Source organism: Luteibacter sp. 9133, from assembly GCF_000800155.1.
Classification (GTDB): domain Bacteria; phylum Pseudomonadota; class Gammaproteobacteria; order Xanthomonadales; family Rhodanobacteraceae; genus Luteibacter; species Luteibacter mycovicinus.
The window spans coordinates 3,300,458-3,320,514 of sequence record NZ_JUHO01000001.1 but is presented as its reverse complement, the minus strand read 5'-3'; the positions used below and the strand labels follow the sequence as shown (position 1 = coordinate 3,320,514).

The following is a 20,057-nucleotide window of genomic DNA, read 5'->3' as shown; positions in this document are numbered from 1 at the left end:
CCTAAGCTTTATTGAGCCTCAGACGTCGACCGACGCCGCATGCTCGCGCGTCGCCGAGAACCGGACTCCCGGCCAGCGCTCCTGTGCCAGCTGCAGATTGACTCGCGTCGGGGCGAGGTAAACCAGCTCGCCCGCCGCATCGATCGCCAGGTTCCCCGCGTTCTTCTCGCGGAATTCCTCGAGCTTTTTCGCGTCGTCGCAATGGATCCAGCGCGCCGTCGCCACGCCGACCTGCTCGAAACTCGAGTCGACGTTGTACTCGTCCTTCAGACGATAGGCGACCACATCGAACTGCAGCACGCCGACCGCGCCGAGAATCAGGTCGTTCGACATCAGCGGGCGGAAGAACTGCGTCGCGCCTTCTTCCGACAGCTGCGCGAGACCCTTCTGCAGCGCTTTCATCTTCATCGGGTCACGCAGACGCGCACGACGGAAGAGCTCCGGCGCGAAGTTCGGGATGCCGGTGAACGACAGTGGCTCCCCTTCGGTGAAGGTATCGCCGATGGTGATCGTGCCATGGTTATGCAGGCCGATGACATCGCCCGGGTACGCCCGCTCCACGATTTCGCGATCGGACGCCATGAAGGTAAGCGCGTTGGCGATGCGCACTTCCTTGCCGGTACGCGTCTGCTGCATTTTCATGCCGGCGGTGTAGGTGCCCGAGCAGACACGCATGAAAGCGACGCGGTCACGATGCGCCGGGTCCATGTTCGCCTGGATCTTGAAAACGAAGCCGGTGAGCTTCTCTTCTTCCGGCTTGACTTCACGCGTCAGCGTCTCGCGGCTGCGCGGCGAGGGTGCGTGCTCGACGAAGAAGTCGAGCAGCAGTTGTACGCCGAAGTTGTTGACCGCCGAACCGAAGAACACCGGTGTCTGTTTACCGGCGAGGTAGGCGTCGATGTCGAAGGGATTCGATGCGCCGAGAACCAGTTCGAGCTCTTCGCGCAGTTCGTCGAGCGCGGCCTGTCCGATCATCGTGGCGAGTGCGGGATCGTCCAGGCCCTTGAAGATCGTCGAGTCCTGGCGGGTGAAGTTCTTGCCCGGCTCGAATACGTGCACTTCGTCGAGCACCACGTGGTAAACGCCCTTCAGGCGGGAACCCATGCCGATCGGCCAGGTCACCGGCGCGCAGGCGATCCCGAGTACGGACTCGACTTCGTCGAGCAGCTCGATCGGCGAGCGGCCTTCACGGTCGAGCTTGTTGATGAAGGTCATGATCGGCGTGTCGCGCAGGCGACAGACTTCCATGAGCTTGATCGTGCGCTCCTCGACGCCCTTGGCGCAGTCGATCACCATCAGCGCCGAGTCGACCGCCGTGAGCACGCGGTAGGTGTCCTCGGAGAAGTCCGCGTGGCCGGGTGTGTCCAGCAGGTTGACGATGGCGTCGTCATAGGGGAACTGCATGACCGACGAGGTCACCGAGATGCCGCGCTCCTTTTCCAGCGCCATCCAGTCGGACGTCGCGTGGCGGGCGGCCTTGCGGCTCTTCACCGAGCCGGCCATCTGGATCGCGCCGCCGAACAGCAGGATCTTCTCGGTCAGGGTCGTTTTGCCCGCGTCGGGGTGGCTGACGATGGCAAAACTGCGCCGCCGGCGGGTTTCGGTGAGGTGTGAGGACATGGGCAGGGTCGCTGTGAAGGCTAACCCCCTATTCTAGCAGGGGTTAGGAGGCTTGGCTGAGGCGGCCCGACACCTCTCCCCACCGGTGACCCGGCCCTGCCGGACGCCAGAGCAAGGCCATCGACCCGGGTCCGATGGGGTCCGGCCCTGCCGGCGACGCTCTTCCGCGTGTGCACGATCCCACGGCCTCGGACCGGTCCCGTTGCCGTCGCCATCCGTCATGCGCTTGCAGTCCGAAGGCCACAGCCCGCCTGTGCCAACGGTTTCCACGATGATTCGCGCATCTCACACATTCGGACATCTGGACATCTGGACGTCTAAACGGCTGTTGACACGTTTTGGATCGAGGCGTATCGTCGGTTTCACTCATCGAGACCGGCTGAGGGACAGGCCCTTTGAAGCCGGGGCAACCTGCGGATTTCCGCGACGGTGCCAACTCCTGCGGGTCGTGCTTTCGCACGTCAGCCGATAGATGGGATGTCCGTTGCGGGCACGCATTCGCGTACCCGTGACCGGCAATCCGCATACCGGTGTTCCCGCAGGGCTCGATCCCGAACGCAGGAATCTGGATATGTCAGCCGAGCCCCTCACCGTGATTTCCCTCCCCGAAACGGCCTGCGTTGCCGCGCCGCGTTGCGCCGCCGACCTCACCGAGCAGCGTGGCGTGCGCCGCGTCTCCTTCGTCCCGAAGTACGGCAGCGAAACGGCCAATGTGGACGTCCGTTACCTGTGGTGCGGCGCGCCTCATGCGCCGACGGTGATCGTGCAGGGCGGCATCTCCGCCGACCGTGACGTCTGCGCCGGACGCGACCGAGCGACTGGCTGGTGGCAGGAGCTGGTGGGGCAGGGCGCCGCGATCGACCTCGCCGAATGCCGCGTGCTGTCGATCGACTGGCTGGTCCCGGGCGACCTGGGCGACGACGTGGCCTCGGTTTCCAGCGAGGATCAGGCATCCGCGCTGGCCGCGCTGGTGGATGAACTGGGCATCGGTCGCGTTCAGGCCTTCGTGGGCTCCTCATACGGCGCGATGACCGGCCTGGCCTTCGCGGCCGCCCATCCGGACAAGCTGCGTTCGCTGGTACTGCTCGCCGGGGCGCACCGTCCGCACCCGCTGTCCACGGCGCAGCGCTCCGTGCAGCGCGGCATCGTCCGCCTCGGCATCGAGTCCGGCCGGGTGGATGAAGCGCTCGCCCTGGCCCGTCAGCTGGCGATGACGACGTACCGCGGCAGCGAGGAATTCTCGCGCCGTTTCGCCGCCGGCCCCGAACTGCGCGACGGCCGCTTCCACTTCCCCGTGGAGGATTACCTGGAGCATGCCGGCCGTCGCTTCGTCGAACGTTTCGACCCGTCGCGTTTTCTCGCCCTTTCCGAGTCCATCGACCTGCATGACATCTCGCCGGAACGGGTTTCCGCACCGACGACGCTGGTCGGCTTCCCTTCCGATCGCCTCGTTCCGCTGTCGGACCTGTGCGAACTGCAGCGCCGTCTCGGCGGCACCGCCACCCTCGAAGTCGTGGACTCGCCGTACGGCCACGACGCCTTCCTCAAAGAAACCGTGCAGCTCGCTCCCGTGCTGCGTCACGCACTCAACGACTGTCGCGGAGACCGCTGAATCATGACCACCCACGAATCCCGTCTGTGTACCCGCGCCGTCCGCGCCGGCATCGAATCCGACACTCAGCACGGCGCCGTCGTGCCGCCGCTGCACCTGTCGACCAACTATGCGTTCGAGGGCTTCGGCCGCAAGCGCGCCTATGACTACTCACGTAGCGGCAATCCCACCCGCGACCTGCTCGGCGAAGCACTGACGGAGCTGGAAGAGGGGGCGGGCGCGGTCGTCACCGGCAGTGGGATGTCCGCCGTGGCGCTGGCGCTGGAGCTCGTACCCTCCGGTGCCCTCGTGCTTGCCGCGCACGATTGCTATGGCGGCACGTGGCGCCTGCTCGATGCCTGGGCGAAGAAGGGGCGCTTCCGTGTGCGTTTCGTCGACTTCACCGATCCGACCGCGCTTGCGGATGGCCTCGCGGAGAAGCCGGCACTGGTCTGGGTGGAAACGCCGTCCAACCCGCTGCTGCGTATCACCGACGTGCGTCACGTCGCGCAGGCCGCGCATGCCGTCGGCGCACTCGTCGTCGTCGATAACACCTTCCTGTCGCCCGCCCTGCAGCAGCCGTTGACACTCGGCGCCGACATCGTCGTTCACTCGACCACCAAGTACATCAACGGACATAGCGACGTGGTCGGCGGTGCGGTGATCGCCGCGGACCAGGCGGTCGCCGAGCAGCTGAAGTGGTGGGGCAACTGCAACGGGCTCACGGGGTCGCCGTTCGACAGCTTCCTCACGCTGCGTGGTGTGCGGACGCTGGCCGTACGCCTTCGTGCCCACGAAGAAAATGCTCGCCGTATCGCCGACCGCCTCGACGCACACGACACCGTGTCGCGTGTGTTCTATCCCGGTCTCGCGTCGCACCCCGGCCACGCGCTGGCACAGCGCCAGCAGAAAGGTTTCGGCGCGATGCTCAGCTTCGAGATCGCCGGCGGTACCGACGCGATCGAAGCCTTCGTCGATGGCCTGCGCTATTTCTCGCTGGCGGAGTCGCTGGGTGGCGTCGAGAGCCTGGTCGCTCATCCCGCCTCCATGACGCACGCGTCGATGGCGCCGGAAGCGCGCAAGGTCGCCGGTATTTCCGACAGCCTGCTGCGTCTCTCGGTCGGCATCGAAGATGGTGACGACCTGCTGGCGGATCTCGAAGCCGCGCTGGCGCGCGCGGCGGCGGTGGCGTCGGTCACCTCGAAACGCAAGGTCGGCGCGTGAGCGCCGTGGTCGCCGCTCCCCTCGTGGACACGGCTCCGCGCACGGCGGTCGTCCTGCTCGGCACCGGCGTGGTGGGGCGTGCCTTGCTGACCCTGCTCGCGACACCGGCGGCGCGTTCCCTGCGCCTCGTTGGCGCCGCGAACTCGAAGCGTCAGCACACGCATGCTGACGGCCTGGTCCCTGCCGATGTCGCGGCGTTTCTCGCCAAGGGCAGGGATGGTCGCGAAAACGCGCCACTTCTGGCCGCGCTCGACGCCACGGGCGCCGAACGCAAGGTGGTCATCGACGCGACGGCGTGTTCGATCGAGGCCAGCCGCCACGCCGAGTGGCTGGCGGCGGGTTACCACGTCGTCACCGCCAACAAGGCGCTGGCCGGGGGCCATCTGTCCGGTTGGCGTGCGCTTCAGGGCGCAACCGAGAACGGCAGCGTTTATGGCGACGCTGCGACGGTGGGCGCCGGTCTTCCGGTGCTGTCCACGCTAAGGCGCCTGCGCAACTGCGGCGACAGCCTGCTGACACTGGAAGGCGTGTTTTCCGGTTCGCTGTCCTGGCTGTTCAACCAGTACGACGGCAGCCGCCCTTTTTCGGCGTTGTTGTCGGACGCGCGGCGGCTGGGCTTTACCGAGCCCGACCCCCGCTCGGACCTTTCGGGCGAGGATGTCGCGCGCAAGCTGCTGATCATCGCGCGCAACGCGGGATTCGCATTGGGTACGGAAGAAGTGGAGGTTGAGAGCCTCGTGCCCGAGGCGCTCCGCGATCTCGATACCGCCACGTTCCTCGAGCGGCTCGGCGAGCTCGATGAACCGCTGCGCATCCGGCACGAGCAGGCGAAAGCCAACGGCAAGGTGCTGCGTTACCTGGCACGCCTCAACCAACGCGGTCGGGCGCGCGTAGGCCTCGTGGAAGTGGGCCCGGAGCATCCCGCGTCCCGCCTGTCCGGCACCGACAACCAGTTCGCGCTGACGACAACGCGCTATCACGCGACGCCTCTGGTGATCCAGGGTCCGGGCGCCGGCCCCGAAATCACGGCGCAGGCGCTGCTGGGCGATGTGCTGGCACTTTAATCCCGTCGGATCGTTTTTCTCCGCCCGGTAGTCGGGATCAAAAAAAACGCCCCGAGGGGCGTTTTTTCGTTACCGGCGACCGGTGACTGCTTCGGCCTCATCCGCGCTGGGCGGAAGGACGGGGCCGCCGCCGGAGTCCTCGTCATGGTGGAAGCGCGCGGCTTCGACCATCGGGGTGCGCCAGCCGGAGGCGACGCCCCAGAAGTAGAAGATCACACCGATGACGGCGACCACGGCCAGGTCGTAGCCGTAGGGAATGAAGTCGCGGCCGCCGAAGGTCTTGCTGCCCGCCCAGGACACCAGCGCCAGGACCGGCAGGTAGACGATGAGCCACCAGGCACCCCTGAGGTGGCGGCTGAAATCTTCCCAGCCCGATTTGGCGGTGTAGTAGAAGTAGATCGGCAGGGCCACGACCATCAGCAGGATGATCTCGCCGGTGAGCGGCCACTTGGCCCAGTACAGCAGCTCGGTCGCGAAGATGAAGGCCAGCGCGGCGAGGATGGGCAGGCCGGCGATGCGCAGCGGACGCTTCAGTTCAGGCGCGGTGCGGCGCAGGGTCATGACGCTGACCGGACCGGTGAGGTACGAAATGATCGTCGACACCGAGATCACCGCGGCCAGAGTGCCCCAGCCGCGGAAGAAGAACAGGAAGATGAAGCTCACGACGAGGTTGAGCCACATCGCCGGGCGCGGGATACCGAAGCGCGGGTTGATATGGCCGAAGATCTTCGGCAGCTGACCGTTGCGCTCCATTGCGTAGATCATGCGTGCGGTGGTGGCGGTGTACGTGGCGCCGGTGCCGCTGGGGCTGACGAACGCATCGGCGTACAGCAGGATAGCCATCCAGTTGATCATCAGCGCCGTGGCGAGCTGGGCGAACGGCGAAGCGTATTCCAGACCCGCCCAGCCCTTGCCGAGCTGATCGGGCGGTACCGCGCCGATGAAGGCGACCTGCAACAGCACGTAGACCACGGTGGCCAGGAGGATCGAGCCGATCACCGCGAACGGCACACTGCGGCCGGGATTGCGGGCTTCACCCGCCAGGTTCACGGGGCTCTGGAAACCGTTGAAGCTGAAGACGATGCCGGAGATGGCCACGGCGGTCAGGATCGAGGAGATGTCGATCGCGTGAGTGCCGCCATGCGCGCCGATGTCGAAGTTGCCGGGGTTGTAGCTCGTGGCGATCAGCGCGATACCGGTCGCGGCCGGGACGACGAGCTTGAATACCGTGATCGCCGTGTTGCTCTTGGCAAACAGCTTCACGCTCCAGAAGTTGAGGAAGAAGTAAACCATCACCAGTACAGCGGCGATCGCCAGGCCAGGCGGTGTCAGCTCACCGTGACCGGCGGTGACCACGTACAGGCCCTTGGTCCACTGCGCCCATTCCCAGGGCCATGACGCCATGTACTGGACCGAGGCTTCGGCTTCGACCGGAATGACCGAGACGATGGCGATCCAGTTGGCCCAGCCGGCGATGAAGCCGACCAGCGAGCCGTGCGAGTAGTGGCCATAGCGAACCATACCGCCGGATTCGGGGAACATCGCACCCAGTTCCGCGTAGGTCAGGGCGATGAAGAGAATGATGACGGCGCCGATGATCCAGGCGTAGACGGCGCCAGGGCCGGCGAGCTGGGCGGCGTGCCAGGCGCCGAAGAGCCAGCCCGAGCCGATGATCGAGCCCAGGCCGGTAAGCATCAGGGCGAAGGCGCCGACATCGCGGCGGATATGGTGATGTGACATACAGACTCCGGTCGGACGGGGCGGCGAGAATCCACCCCGGGGCGGCACAAGGGCCGGATAATGACAGCCCGGGCCGCAACTGTCAGCCATCGTTCCCCTACGTACACGGGGCGCCGCATCGATATACACTGGCCGACGCGGTAGGGCTAAAGGGGTTCGGATGCGTTCGAAGGTGGTCGCCAGCGGCATGTTGTTCTTTGCCTTGACGGTATGTGGCATTGCCGCAGCCGATGAGGCGTGGACCGACAAAGGCCGGCTGATCGATTCCGAGTCCTACGACCGCACCGCCAAGGGTTTTTACTTCACGCTGTACCCCGGTGAAGACCCGGTGGAGTCCGTGCGGCGCTGCGCCATGACCATGCGCGAACTGGGTCATCTGGCGTCGGTGTCGTGCTTTGCGTACACGAGCAAACAGCGCTTCGATACGCGCCGCGGAAAATTGAGAATTTGCTACACCGCCGTCGCCAACTGGTGGGGCGAAGACGAGCCGGTGAGAGTCGAAACGGTCGACCGGCTGCCGCGGGATTGTCCGGTTCGCTAGGGGCCTTTCCGCATTATCGCTTCGTTGGCTTTTCGCGCGCGGGGCGCGCTCCTACGGGGGCCGATCAGCATTCGATGACGTTGACGGCCAGACCGCCGCGCGATGTTTCCTTGTATTTGTCCTTCATGTCGCGTCCCGTGTCGCGCATGGTCGCGATCACCTTGTCCAGCGAAACGTGATGCTTGCCGTCGCTCTTGAGCGCCATACGGCTGGCGTTGATCGCCTTCACCGCGCCCATGGCGTTGCGCTCGATGCAGGGGATCTGGACGAGGCCGCCGATCGGGTCGCAGGTCAGGCCGAGGTTGTGCTCCATGCCGATCTCCGCGGCATTCTCGACCTGGGTCACGCTGCCGCCCAGCGCGGCCGTCAGGCCGCCTGCCGCCATGGAACAGGCCACGCCCACTTCGCCCTGGCAGCCCACTTCGGCGCCGGAAATCGACGCGTTTTCCTTATAGAGGATGCCGATGGCGCCTGCGGTGAGCAGGAACTGGATGACGCCGTCTTCCGATGCGTTGGGGCAGAAGTGGCGGTAGTAATGCAGCACCGCCGGGACGATGCCCGCGGCGCCATTCGTCGGCGCCGTCACCACGCTGCCGCCGGCCGCATTTTCTTCGTTGACCGCCAGTGCGTACAGGTTGACCCAGTCGAGGATGGTGAGCGGATCGCGCAGCGCGGCTTCCGGCTGCGCGCGGAGCTCGGCGGCCATGGCGGGGGCGCGGCGATTGACCTTCAGACCGCCCGGAAGCACACCGGGCGAACGCAGGCCGCGGGAGACGCAGTCCTGCATGGCCTTCCAGATGGTCAGCAGGCCCGCGCGGGTCTCCGCCTCGGGACGCCAGATGCCCTCGTTGCGCATGACCAACTGGGCGATCGTGAGGTTGTGCTCCTTGCACAGCGAGAGCAGCTGGTCGCCGGTGGAATAGGCGAACGGTTGCTCACTGGTGTCGGCGACGATGCGGTCTTCCGCGGCTTCGTCCGGATTGACCACGAAACCGCCACCGACCGAGTAGTAGTCGCGTGTGGCCAGTTCGTTGCCGTCCGCATCGTAGGCCGAGAAGCGCATGCCGTTGGTGTGGAACGGCAGTTTCTGGCGCTTGTTGAAGACCAGATCGACCTTTTCGTCGAAGGGAATCTCATGGCGACCGAGGATCCGGATGCGCCGGGTTCCGCGGATGCGCTCGAGGGTCGCCGGGATGGTGTCCGGATCGACGCGATCGGGCCACTCGCCCTCGAAACCGAGCAATACCGCCTTATCGGTGCCGTGACCGCGTCCGGTCATGGCCAGCGAGCCGAACAGCTCGCAACGCACGCGCGCTACGCGCTCCAGTACGCCCTTTTCCTCCAGCCAGTGTTCGGCGAAACGCGCACCGGCGCGCATGGGGCCCACCGTGTGCGAGGAGGACGGGCCGATGCCGATCTTGAAAAGGTCGAAAACGCTGACTGCCATGGCTGGGGGAGGTTGGCTATGGGGATAGCCGGTTATTCTACGCCGCGACGCCCCTGGCCCCATACACCTGCGCATGTCCGACTTCACCTTGTTCCAGCGAGATGACTGCCACCTCTGCGATCAGGCGCTGGAGGTGTTGGCGCAGGCGCGGTTACCGGATTTTTCGTCGGTGTGGATCGATGAGGACGAGGCGCTGGAGAGCAGGTATGGGACGCGTGTGCCCGTATTGCGCCGGGGCGACGGGATGGAGCTGGACTGGCCGTTCGATGTGGCGCGAGTCAGGGCTTTCGCGGGTTGAATCGCCAGCGGGGCTGGCTCCTACCGGTGCAGGCGCCTGAGAATTTCCTCGCGCGCCTCGCGCAGGATGGAATCGCGGTCGAGTCCGGCCACGATATCCGCGACGGCGCGCTTCGCCCCGTGCTCACCCCATGATTTCCCCGCGATGAGGTAATGCTCAGCCGCCCGGCCGATCAGTACCGTCGCGTACCAGCCGAGCGCGCCCTGCGCCGCGGCGGTGACCACGACGGACACGCCGCCGCTGAGGCCCTTGAGTGCCGAGGCGACCAGCTGCATGCCCCAGACGGCCCCCATCAGTGCGGCCAGCTGCACCGAAATGGTCGCGACGAGTTTTCCGGATTCGCTCCGGGTCAGCGGCAGGCCGTAGACCCGGCCGAGCTGCACGACCATGGCCGCGTCCAGGCCACCCGCCAGCAGAAGGTCGGCCACCGGCACCGGATTCAGGGCCACGGCCACCGCCTTGGCGACGCAATACTGGCGGATGACCCCGGACGCGACCTCACGACGCGTCGCGGCGACGCGCTCGCTGATCTGGTCGGTGAGCCGCCCGGCGAACAGCCCGGCGTTGATCGCCGAGAGCGTCTTGCCTTCCCGTTCGGCGATGGCCAACAAGCGTGATTTCAACGCCGTGACATCGGGCGGGCGCGGCTCGGACGACAGTCGCTCGTGGCCGCTGGCGTCGAGTTCGACGACCGACCGGGAGGACGGCTGGGCCGCCACGGCGATCACGTCCTCGCGCCGGACCAGTGTCGCGGTGTGCTGGCGCAGTCTCTCCAGCAGGCCGTCGCGCTCGTCGTCGCTGTAGCGATCGACCTTGTTCAGTGCGACCAGCAGCGGACGACGGGTGGTCGCGAGCGTGCGCAAGGCATCCCGTTCGTCCCGTGTGAGGTCGCCGTCGACAACGAAGACGATGAGGTCGCTGACCTCGGCGACTTCAAAGGCGAGTTTCTCGCGCGCCTCGCCGCCCAGCTCGTTGATGCCGGGCGTGTCGATGAGAACGAGTCCCGCATTGGCGGCTTCGTCGAGGCGGGCCGCGTCGGCTTCCGTCGTCGTACCGTGCAGCACGCCGACGGTAAACGCCTCGCGGCCAAGCAGTGCGTTGCCCAGCGCCGACTTTCCCGCGGAAACGCGGCCGAACACGGCGACATGCAGTTCGTCGCGTTCCAGACGATCCAGCATGCTTTCGATGCGGCGGAAGTCCGCCGCCATCGCATCGCGCACGCCTGATGGGATCGACGGATCGTCGAGCAGTCCGCGCAGACTGGCCGCGACGGCGCCGCCGCGCTCGTCCGTCGTGGCAGCGCGAGGCACGCCGCGACGGAAGCGGTCGGAGAGACCGCGCAAGCGGTCGCGGAAGCCGCCCACCGTCGCCTTACTTCGGCAGCAGGTTGAGCGAACCGTTGACCAGTACCTCGTCGGCGATGGTCGAGGTGTCCTTGTAATCGCCGCTGCCCACGCCGAAGTCCAGGCGCTTCAGGGTACCGGTGACCGAAAGACGTGCGCCGCCGGCGTTGGGCGAGAACACGACCTTCAGTGCGACCGGCTTCGTCACGCCGTGCAGCGTCAGGTTGCCGTTGGCGATGACGTTGCCCTTGGCGTCCTTGCTGAAGCCGGTCGTGACGTAGTGCGCCGTGGCGAACTTCTTGACGTCCAGGAAATCGGACCCCGGCAGCGCGTTGTCGCGGTCGCTGTCGCCTGTCTTCGCCGTGGCGGTATCGACGGTCACGTCGAATTTCGACGCGGCGAGATTCGCGGCGTCGTAGCTGATCGCCGCATCGAACTTGCCGAACGTGCCGTCGAACTGCTGGCCCTGGAACTTGCCGCTGAAACCGAGCGTGCTGCCGGGGCCGACCTTGTAATCCGCGGCGGACGCGGCGAACGGCAGGGCCAGCGCGACGGTGAGGGCGGACAGGCGGCGGATCATCGGGTTCATGGGGTTTCTCCGGGAGGGGTAGAGGTGTTCCGCTTTGCACGGCCGAACGGCAGCATGCGGCGGAGTGTGTCGTCGCGGTCGATGAGATGGTGCTTGAGCGCTCCGCCGACATGGGCGACGAGCACGGCCAGCAGGAACCAGAACAACCAGACGTGGACGGTGCCGAGCGTGTCGGACAGTCCGGGATTCTTTTCCACCAGCGCCGGCAGGTTGAACTGCTTGAAATACTGCAACGGAAAACCGTGCGCCGAATTGAACGCCCAGCCCGACAGCGGGATGGCGACGATGAGCAGGTAGAGCAAGCCATGTACCGCATGCGCGGCGATCTGCTGCCAGTGCGGTGCCGGCTCATCGGGTGGGCGACGGTCCACCGCGCGCCACATCAGGCGGAGCAGGAACAACGCCAGCACGGTGAGTCCGATCGACTTGTGCAGGGCGAACATATTGATCTTCTGCAGCGACGGCTTCAGGCCGTCCATCCAGAAAGCGAACGCGCCGTTGCCGAGGATCAGCAGCGCCATGACCCAGTGAAAGGTCTTGGCGACGGTGCTCCAACGGGAGGTGTCACTGCGCAGGGGCATCGGGGGTTTCCTTGTCGGAGCGGGTCTGGGCGTCGCCGCCACGGATGGCTTCGATCTCGAGCCATACACTGACGTCGTTGCCGATGGAATTCTTGTTCGAAGTCATTCCGTACGCCGCGCGATCGAGCGTCACGGTGGACGAGAAGCCGGCCACGGTGTGCAAGCCGTAAATGGTCTTGCCGATACGGTTCACCCGGAACGGAAGGTCGAGGGGCAGCGTCTTGCCACGCAGGGTGAGCTTGCCGTGGACGATGCCATCGTCGTCGGTTTTCTTTTCGACCGAGTCACTGACGTAATGCGCGGTTTTCGCGCGGTCGCTGTCGAGCAGTGACGCACCACGTACCGCCTTGTTCCACTCGGCGTCGCCCATGTCGACGGAGGCGAGATCGATGGTCGCGTCGACCGAGGACTTCGACCAGTCGTCCGGATCGAAGCGCACGGTGCCCTCGGTGACTTTCAGTCGGCCAAAGGATCGCGAGAAGCCGTTGTGCTCGACGTTGAACACGACCTGGCTGTGCACCGGATCGATCCGGTAAGCCGTGGTCGCGCCATGCGCATACAGGGGCGCGATCGCGAAGAGGACAGCTGGCAGGACGCGGGCGTTTCGCATGAGGGGAGCCGGTTCCGGACGAGGGCCGCGCCGCGGCCGATACGAGGCAGTGTGGCCGAGCGGGCGTCGCTTGTCAGCCCGCCCGTCGCGAACGCATCGTTCACTTAACGATCCCGCAAGGCGTCGCCGGTGAGTTCGGCCAGCCGGCGGAGCCGCGAGCCGCTGGCGTCGCCGAGCAACTCACGCATGCGCTCTCCCGCATCGGCCTGGTCGAGGGTATGGCGTTCGGCAAGCGTGGCGGCCAGCGCACGGCCGAGGCTGTCGAAGATCAGGGCATAGGCGAAGGCGTGCAGCACGCCACCGCCCAGCGTTCCCAGCCCCGGAAACGCCTTGAGCGCGTTTCCGGCCACCGCAAGCACGATCGATGTGCCGGTTCGCAAGGTTATGCGGGCCTGTCGCAGGAGATTGTCGACGTCGACGTCGGTGACGTTGACGCCGTACAGGTCCGCCAGGGCCCGCACGAGGCTTGCCGCCAGAGCGCCCTGAATCACGAGGTCGGTGCCGGGTGCGACGGCGGCCATCGCGCCGACGATGGCGCGTCGCGCGTAGCGCGCGACGATACGATCGGCTTCCGCGGCTCGGTGGGCTTTTTCGTACTCACCGGTACGTTCGTGGACACGTGCGAGCACCGCGTTTTCGCGAAGCGCCTCGAGGCCCTGCGCACCCGGCGCGACAAGCCGCGCGATGGCGTCCACGAGGGCATCGACGTCAGGCTTGCGTCGGCGTGTGACGTCCTCGGTCGTGCCATCGGCGAGACGGCGGGTGAAACGCTCCTCGCCCCCCGCACTGATCGCGACGACGGCGTCGGGAATTCCGGTCGTCTGGCTGCGCACCTGCCGCACGATGCGCTCACGGTCTTCCGGCGACCACTGGTCCGCCTTGTTGATCGCAAGCACCAGCGGCTTGCCGAAGTCGCCCAGCCAGCGCAGTTCGTCGCCCTGCGTGCGCGTGAGGTCGCCGGCGCAGACGTACACGACGGCGTGCGCACGCAACGCCTCGTCGCGTGCCATGCGTTCGCGTGCGTCGCCGTCCGCTTCGGCCGAACCGGGGACGTCCGCGAGCGTCCATTCCCCACCGCGAGGCATGGCCCCCTCGAAGTGCGTCACCTCACGTGTCGTGCCGCCGCGCACGTCGCTGTCCGGGCGCGCGTCCGGTATCAGCGCGGCGATGAGCGACGACTTGCCCGTGGATATCTCGCCGAAGACCGCGACGTAGAGTTTCTCGCTGGCGCGACGCCGGTCGAGTTCGCCGAGTTCGCTGCGAATTTCCTCAACCTCGGAGCCGGATTCACGAAGCGTCTGCAGGCGCGCTTCCAGCGATGCACGGTCCGGTGCGACCACCGGTCCACGAGGTCTGCGGGGACGCAGCCACCAGAAGCCGACCGCGATGCCGCCGCCCGCGAGGATCGCGATGGCGATGCCCAGCAGCCAGCGCATGCCCTCCGGCAAACCCATGAAACGCTGGGCCAGCGCCAGTCCGCGGTCGATCGCCGCCAGCAGCAACCAGGCGAGGGCGGCGAAGCCGATGGCGGCGATGAGGAGGCGCAGGCGGCGTGACATGCGGCCATTCTACGGGCAAGCGCAGCGGTTCATGCCTACAGTCCGTCGGGACGTCAAGTCGTGCGGAAAGCTTCAGCCGCATGCCATGATCGGGTTCGAACCAGGAACCCGGCGTATGCACCACACGCTCTTCGCGAGATGGATTCTCGTGGTCACGATCCTCATGGGCGTGGCCATCCCCACATCGGCAGCCCTCACGACGGCGCCGATCCCCACCCCCCAGTTCCGCAGTTACGGCTTGCACGAGGGCTTGCCCAGCAGCAAGGTGCAGGCCGTGGTGCAGGATGCGCGCGGATTCATCTGGGTGGCCACCGCCGCCGGGTTGTCGCGGTTCGACGGCGTGGAATTCACCGTCCCGCGCATCGGGCCTCGCCGGGAACACGCGATGCCGACGGGCGGCTTGTCGGTGCTCTTCGTCGACCATGACGACAGGATCTGGATGGGCGGAGCCGAGACGGGTCTGGGCCGCTACGATCCCGACACCGGCGTCTTCGTGCAGTGGCGCGACGGGTTGACCAGCGACGACGTCCGCGCGATCGCGCAGACGCCCGATGGCGCTATCTGGGTCGGTTCGGCGAAAGGTCTCGATCGCATGCGCGCCGACGGAAGCGCCCCGGAGCGAGTGGGCGACCTCCGGGGCGGCGCGGTCAACGCATTGCATGTCGCCGACGACGGGCGCCTGTGGATTGGCGCAGATACCGGCCTGTTCGTGGCGGACAGCGACGGCAGGGTGTCGCCACGCGCGTTCACGGACGGCAGCCCGGTGCGCGTGCAGGGTATCGGGGGCGGCCCGGCGGAACTGCGGATCGCCACCGATCGCGGCCTGTTTCGTCTGACCGCCGACGCGCGTCCCGTGCGCGAACGCCGTGTCGCCGCAGGCAGAGTGTTCGGCACGCTGGCCGACAGTCACGGCATTCTCTGGATCGCATCGGCGCAGGGTCTCTCGATGCTCGACCGATTCGACCGGATGCATGACGTGGCTGGTTCCTGGACCGCCGCAGGCGGTCTCCCTGGCCGCACCGTGCGCGGCATGCTGGAGGATCGGGAGCACGGCCTCTGGTTCGCGCTGAGCGATGGCGGACTGGCGTATCTGGGTCCCTCGTGGGACGACTTCACCCGTTTTTCCCATGTCGCCACCGACCCGCACACCTTCCCCGGCCGCACGGTGACCGCGGTCGCGGCGCGCGAAGGGGGAGGCCTGTGGGTGGGCGGCTTGCGTGGGTGGATCCGCGGGTTCGATCCGGCGACCGGGCACACATCGCCCGGATTTGAACTCGGTGCGCCGCGCATCCAGTCGCTGCTCGCGCTGCCGGGGCAGCGGCTGCTGATCGGTACCGTGGACGGTCTCACCGTCGGCCGCGGACGAACCGCCCAGCCCGTTCTGCGCAGCACGATCGATCGCCCGGTCACGACCATGGCTTCCGGGCCGGGCGGTGACGTGTTCGTCGCCGCACTGGATGCCGGCCTGTTCCGGGTCGATGCCGACCTCGGCCATGCAGCGCGCGTTCGCTTCGCCGAGACGCCGAGGGGCTGGGCCGATACGCGCCAGATCGAAATGGTCGACGGCGACCTCTGGCAGGCGAGCCTGGCCGGCCTGGCCAGGCAGGACCGCGCGACGGGAGAGATGCGTTTCATCGAAGGCGTCGCGCGCGGGAGGATCAACGCGTTCGAACCTGACGGCGACGGCTTCTGGGTGGTCCGGCCCGACGCGCTCGAGCGGTTCCACTGGCAGGGCGCGAGCGCCGTACGCGACAGACACATCGGTGGCGCCGAAGGCTTCCCCTCCACCGAGATCCTCAACCTGCGTCGTGACCGTGGCGGACGGCTCTGGTTGTACGGTCAGACAGGCGTGTGGCGTTTCGACCCCGAGCATGGCCGCTTCCGCTCGTTCGGCATGGCCGACGGCCTTGCAAGCGGGGAGTTCACTCACGCCACCACGGTGCTGCTCGACGACGGCAGCATGTATGGCGGGACGCTCGCCGGCCTCGTCGGGTTTCGTCCCGACGCGCAGCGCGATCACGTCCGCCGCCCGACCATCACCGTACTGGGCGCGACGGTGTCGCGTCACGGTCGACGTGAAGTCCTGCCCATCGAAAACGGCACCCTGAACCTGGCGTGGGACGATCGCGAGCCGCGTCTCTCCGCGCGCGTCCTCTCGTTCGTCCACCCGGATCGCAACCACGTCAGGTTCGAGGTTCGCCGCGACGATGACGCCTCGCCCGTTCGGGTGGCCAGCGACGGGGAGCGCGTTTTCGAGGGTTTGCCGGCAGGCAGGTATGCCATGTCGATCACGGGCGCCGGCCGCGACGAGCTCAGCCCGGCGCTTCCCGCCGCCTTTGTCGTGGTGATGGAAGCGCCGCCATGGCAGCGCTGGTGGGCATGGGTCGGATACGCGCTGCTCGCGACGGCCGCGGTCGTCGCGGTGCTGCGCGGGACCCGGAGGCGTGTGCGTCAGGCGATGCGCATGCGGCTTGCCGAACATCAGCGACGCATGGCCGAGGAGGCGAGCGCGGCGAAGACGGAATTCATGGCGACCCTGGGTCATGAAATACGCACTCCCATGACCGGCGTGCTCGGCATGGCCGAGCTGCTGGCGCGTACGCCGCTCGATGACGCGCAGCGCGGCTATGTCGATGCGGTGCGGCGCTCGGGCGACACGTTGTTGCGTCTGGTCAACGATGCGCTCGACATCGCCCGCATCGAATCGCGGCGACTGGTGCTCGAGTCGGACTGCGTGTCCATGCGATCGGTCGCGGACGAGGTGGTGGCCCTCGCCGCGACGAGAGCGCGTGAGAAAGGACTCGCACTGACCGTCAGTGTGGACGCCGCCGTGCCCGCGACGCTGCGCGGCGACGCGGTCCGCCTGCGTCAGGTACTGCAGAATCTGGTGAACAACGCGGTGAAGTTCACGGAAGCGGGTGGGGTATCCGTCGCGCTGTCCGCATGCGCCGGCTCGCTCATCATGACGGTGTCCGACACCGGGCCGGGCATGTCGGCTGAACTTCGCGCCCGGCTGTATTCCCGGTTCGAGCAGGGTGCCTCCCCGCGGCGCGCGGAAGGATCGGGACTCGGCCTCGCCATCTGCCAGGAGCTGGTCGCGCTGATGGGTGGATCGATCGAGGTGGCGAGCGAACCGGGCTGCGGCACCCGTTTCACGGTGAGCCTGCCGATGCAGCCGTGCGCCTGCGCGGGTCACACCTGCATGCCCGCGCCCTCGTCGATCGGAACGCCGGGCGGGTGGCGCGTGCTGCTCGTCGAGGACGACCCCGTGGTTTCGGAAGTGATCGCGAACCTGCTCCGGGCGCGCGGCCATCTGGTCGCCGCGGTGAGCGATGGCCTCGCCGCGATGAGCGAATTGTCGGCCGGCCGCTACGACGTCCTTCTGCTCGATCTCGACCTCCCGCTGGTCGATGGCTTTCAGATCGCCCGGATGGTCCGCCGCATCGAAGCGATGGCGAGCCTGCCGATCGTCGCCGTGACGGCACGTTCGGCGGGGGACGAGGTCAGCGCGATACGCGAGGCGGGCATGGATGCGCTCCTACGCAAACCCATGAGTGGCGATGAGATGGACGCCGTGCTCGAGCGTGTGTGCAGGACGCCGCTCGCGGCGGCGTCCTGAGGTGTGGTGCGCTAGCCGAATCGTCTGAAGTAGGCGAGGGCGCCTGCGACCAGCAGCGTCGTCGGTAACAGGTTGGCCAGCAGCGGCGGCATGCCGTAGACGGTGCCGAAGTTGACCATCGCACCCTGCAGGAAGTACCAGCCGATCGCGAGGATGATGCCGATGAAGAGGCGCTTGCCGAGGCCACCGGAACGCAGCGAGCCGAAGGCGAACGGCATGGCGCACAACACCAGCACCAGCGTGTTGAGGGCGAACAGCGCGCGACCCCAGAACGCGACGGCGTACACGCCCGAGTTCTGGCCGTTGTTGTCGAGGTAGCGGATGTTGCGCCGCAGATCGGCCATGGACAGGTACTCGGGGTGGATCACCGACTGCTCCAGCACATGCGGATTCAGGCGCGAGGCCCAGGTCTGCGTGTCCTGGTTGGTCGAGTGCGTACCCTGGTCGTCGAGCGTCGTCGTGCGGACCTTGCTCATGATCCACTTGTTGCCGTCATGCGTGGCGCTGTCGCCATGCGAGAAGACCGACAGCTGCCCGTCCGGCGTGAAGCTGTAGACGCGTACGTCGACGAGTTTCACCGTGGTGCGGTCACCGTCCTGCACGGCGATGGCCGACTTGGCGTTGATGATCCTGCCGCCGTCACGCGCCCACAGGCCGCTGCTGGTCGAGCCGAGATTGCTCGAGCGCATGCGTACCTGGATGGCCTGCGCATGCTGGTCGCCGTAGGGGGCGGCGGTTTCGCCCATCACCACGACGGCGAGAGTCAGCACGGCGATGACGCCCGCCGCCGATCCGGCGATACGCAGCTTGGACATGCCGGCCGCGCGCAGGGCGGTCAGCTCACCGGTGGCGGCAAGTCCGCCCAGGCCGAGCAGGCCGCCGATCAGTGCGGCGTTGCTGAACATCTGATAGAGCCGGCGCGGCAGCGTCAGCATGATGTAGGCGATGGCGTCGTACAGCGAGAAGCCGTTCTTGCCGATGTTGCCCAGCTGGCGCACGAACTGCAGCAGCGAATCGAAACCGGCCAGCACCAGCCAGACCAGCAGCAGCGTGCCGAGCACGCTCATGGCGATCAGGCGGTCGGCGCGCTTGACGGTGAGGGTGGCCATTACGCGGCTCCCTTCACGCGACGCGGCGTGTTCTGCTTCCAGAAGTACCAGGCGGCCACACCGAATACGACCAGGTGCAGGATCCACACGGGAACGGAGGTGTGCAGGTGGCCCTTGATGATCTGGGCGCGGGCGATCAGCTGCCAGATGACGTAGAGGAAGTAGGTGAGCACGGCGATCAGCAGGCGGCCGTAGCGGGCGTCGCGCGGGGCCTGCTTCGACATCGGCAGCACCATCATCATCAGGACGAGGGTGCTGACCGGCGCGGCGAAGCGGGAGACGATCTCGCCGAGGGCGTCCGGCGTGCCCGCCTTGATCAGCTGCGACATGGTGGATTCGTGAGCGGGATCGGTGTCCTCGTCGTCGTCGACGATGGACGACAGCGAGGCGTCGTTACGCTCGTATTTCATGCGGCGCCAGTTGTCGGCCGCCAGCGGCACCTCGAACTGCCAGCCGTCGTACAGGGCGAGGAAACGGTTCTGGCCGTCGCTCTCCTGGTACATGCGACCGCTCTTGGCGCTGACCACACGGACCTGCGGGTTGCCGTCGCTGTCGGTGCGGTCGGTAGCCAGGAAGGTCTTGCCCAGTACCGTGCCGTCACGGCTCAGGGTGTCGACGAAGATGATGCCGCCCTTGCCGGGCAGTTCGGTGAAGCGACCGGCGTCGAGGCCGGCGGCGATCACGGACTTGTTCGCCGCCGCGATGACCTGGTCGGCGGTGCGTGCCGACAGCGGCCCCAGCCAGAGCGAGACCAGGCCGACCACGATGGTGGCGACGACCGCCAGCAGGGTGACCGGGCGCAGCATGCCGCGCGGACCCATGCCGGACGAGGCCAGGACGTGCATCTCGCTCTCGCGGTACATGCGACCCAGGGCTATCAGGGTGCCCAGGAAGGCGGACATCGGTAGCAGCGTGGAGAGCAGGTCCACCATCTGCAGGCCGAGCACCTCGAACATGACGGAGGGCTGGATGCTGCCGTTGGCGACCTTCTGCAGGACGTTGGCAAAGGCGCCGCCGGAGAAGATGACGAGCAGGACCACGGCCGTCGCAATGACACCGTAGGCAAGTTCGCGCAGGAAATAGCGGTCGAGGATGCTGAGCATTTGGTAGAATTGGCGGTTC

At 67.0% G+C, this 20,057-nt stretch carries 16 protein-coding genes and 1 riboswitch; of the genes, 6 read left to right on the top strand and 10 right to left on the bottom strand.

Translation table 11 applies throughout. The annotated features are described in order from the left end of the window. Positions 1-18: 18 nt before the first annotated feature. Positions 19-1,620, bottom strand: coding sequence for a peptide chain release factor 3 (locus FA87_RS14465; protein WP_036110937.1), 1,602 nt, complete (start codon positions 1,618-1,620; stop codon positions 19-21). Positions 1,621-1,983: 363 nt separating this feature from the next. Then, positions 1,984-2,099: riboswitch (SAM riboswitch) on the top strand. A 92-nt stretch (positions 2,100-2,191) separates the two neighbouring features. Here FA87_RS14465 and FA87_RS14460 point away from each other — a divergent pair. The 3 genes from FA87_RS14460 to FA87_RS14450 are packed head-to-tail and all read left to right on the top strand — an operon-like array spanning position 2,192 to position 5,499. Next, positions 2,192-3,232, top strand: coding sequence for a homoserine O-succinyltransferase (locus tag FA87_RS14460; protein ID WP_052191366.1), 1,041 nt, complete (start codon positions 2,192-2,194; stop codon positions 3,230-3,232). 3 nt (positions 3,233-3,235) lie between these two features. After that, positions 3,236-4,435 (top strand): cystathionine gamma-synthase, encoded by a 1,200-nt coding sequence (gene metB / locus FA87_RS14455; protein WP_043695459.1) that lies wholly within the window; start codon positions 3,236-3,238, stop codon positions 4,433-4,435. After that, a complete protein-coding gene (locus FA87_RS14450) occupies positions 4,432-5,499 on the top strand; it encodes a homoserine dehydrogenase (RefSeq protein ID WP_043695457.1) in 1,068 nt (355 codons plus the stop codon). Before metB ends, FA87_RS14450 begins: the two co-directional genes overlap by 4 nt. A gap of 69 nt (positions 5,500-5,568) precedes the next feature. Here FA87_RS14450 and FA87_RS14445 read toward each other — a convergent pair whose 3' ends face one another. Further along, positions 5,569-7,239 (bottom strand): APC family permease, encoded by a 1,671-nt coding sequence (locus FA87_RS14445; RefSeq protein ID WP_036110943.1) that lies wholly within the window; start codon positions 7,237-7,239, stop codon positions 5,569-5,571. A 187-nt stretch (positions 7,240-7,426) separates the two neighbouring features. Between FA87_RS14445 and FA87_RS14440 the strand changes: the two genes are divergently transcribed. Beyond that, positions 7,427-7,780 (top strand): hypothetical protein, encoded by a 354-nt coding sequence (locus FA87_RS14440; RefSeq protein ID WP_156108687.1) that lies wholly within the window; start codon positions 7,427-7,429, stop codon positions 7,778-7,780. Positions 7,781-7,844: 64 nt separating this feature from the next. Here FA87_RS14440 and FA87_RS14435 read toward each other — a convergent pair whose 3' ends face one another. Next, a complete protein-coding gene (locus FA87_RS14435) occupies positions 7,845-9,227 on the bottom strand; it encodes an L-serine ammonia-lyase (RefSeq protein WP_043695454.1) in 1,383 nt (460 codons plus the stop codon). Between the two features lie 73 nt (positions 9,228-9,300). Between FA87_RS14435 and FA87_RS14430 the strand changes: the two genes are divergently transcribed. Beyond that, positions 9,301-9,525: a glutaredoxin family protein gene (locus tag FA87_RS14430; RefSeq protein WP_036110948.1), complete on the top strand. Its 225-nt coding sequence runs from the start codon at positions 9,301-9,303 to the stop codon at positions 9,523-9,525. A gap of 20 nt (positions 9,526-9,545) precedes the next feature. Here FA87_RS14430 and FA87_RS14425 read toward each other — a convergent pair whose 3' ends face one another. The 5 genes from FA87_RS14425 to FA87_RS14405 form a co-directional block, all read right to left on the bottom strand. Then, positions 9,546-10,835 carry a GTP-binding protein gene (locus FA87_RS14425; RefSeq protein ID WP_239709176.1) on the bottom strand — a complete coding sequence of 430 codons (1,290 nt, stop codon included), beginning with the start codon at positions 10,833-10,835 and terminating at the stop codon, positions 9,546-9,548. Between the two features lie 61 nt (positions 10,836-10,896). Next, positions 10,897-11,448, bottom strand: coding sequence for a YceI family protein (locus tag FA87_RS14420; RefSeq protein ID WP_043698215.1), 552 nt, complete (start codon positions 11,446-11,448; stop codon positions 10,897-10,899). A gap of 5 nt (positions 11,449-11,453) precedes the next feature. Next, the gene (locus tag FA87_RS14415; RefSeq protein ID WP_043695449.1) at positions 11,454-12,038 is read right to left on the bottom strand and encodes a cytochrome b; all 585 of its coding nucleotides are present in this window, start codon (positions 12,036-12,038) and stop codon (positions 11,454-11,456) included. Then, on the bottom strand, positions 12,022-12,648 hold the full coding sequence (locus tag FA87_RS14410) for a YceI family protein (RefSeq protein ID WP_043695447.1): 627 nt from the start codon (positions 12,646-12,648) through the stop codon (positions 12,022-12,024). The genes FA87_RS14415 and FA87_RS14410 overlap by 17 nt, the downstream gene beginning before the upstream one ends. 104 nt (positions 12,649-12,752) lie before the next feature. After that, a complete protein-coding gene (locus FA87_RS14405) occupies positions 12,753-14,207 on the bottom strand; it encodes a GTPase (RefSeq protein ID WP_043695444.1) in 1,455 nt (484 codons plus the stop codon). Between the two features lie 115 nt (positions 14,208-14,322). On the opposite strand from FA87_RS14405, the gene FA87_RS14400 reads away from it, so the two are divergent. Further along, positions 14,323-17,826, top strand: coding sequence for an ATP-binding protein (locus FA87_RS14400; protein WP_036110960.1), 3,504 nt, complete (start codon positions 14,323-14,325; stop codon positions 17,824-17,826). 11 nt (positions 17,827-17,837) lie between these two features. Here the strand turns inward: FA87_RS14400 and lptG are convergent, their stop codons facing one another. Both lptG and lptF read right to left on the bottom strand, forming a co-directional pair. Continuing rightward, positions 17,838-18,935 (bottom strand): LPS export ABC transporter permease LptG, encoded by a 1,098-nt coding sequence (gene lptG, locus FA87_RS14395; protein ID WP_036110964.1) that lies wholly within the window; start codon positions 18,933-18,935, stop codon positions 17,838-17,840. Continuing rightward, positions 18,935-20,038 (bottom strand): LPS export ABC transporter permease LptF, encoded by a 1,104-nt coding sequence (gene lptF / locus FA87_RS14390; protein ID WP_043695441.1) that lies wholly within the window; start codon positions 20,036-20,038, stop codon positions 18,935-18,937. Before lptF ends, lptG begins: the two co-directional genes overlap by 1 nt. Positions 20,039-20,057: the final 19 nt, after the last annotated feature.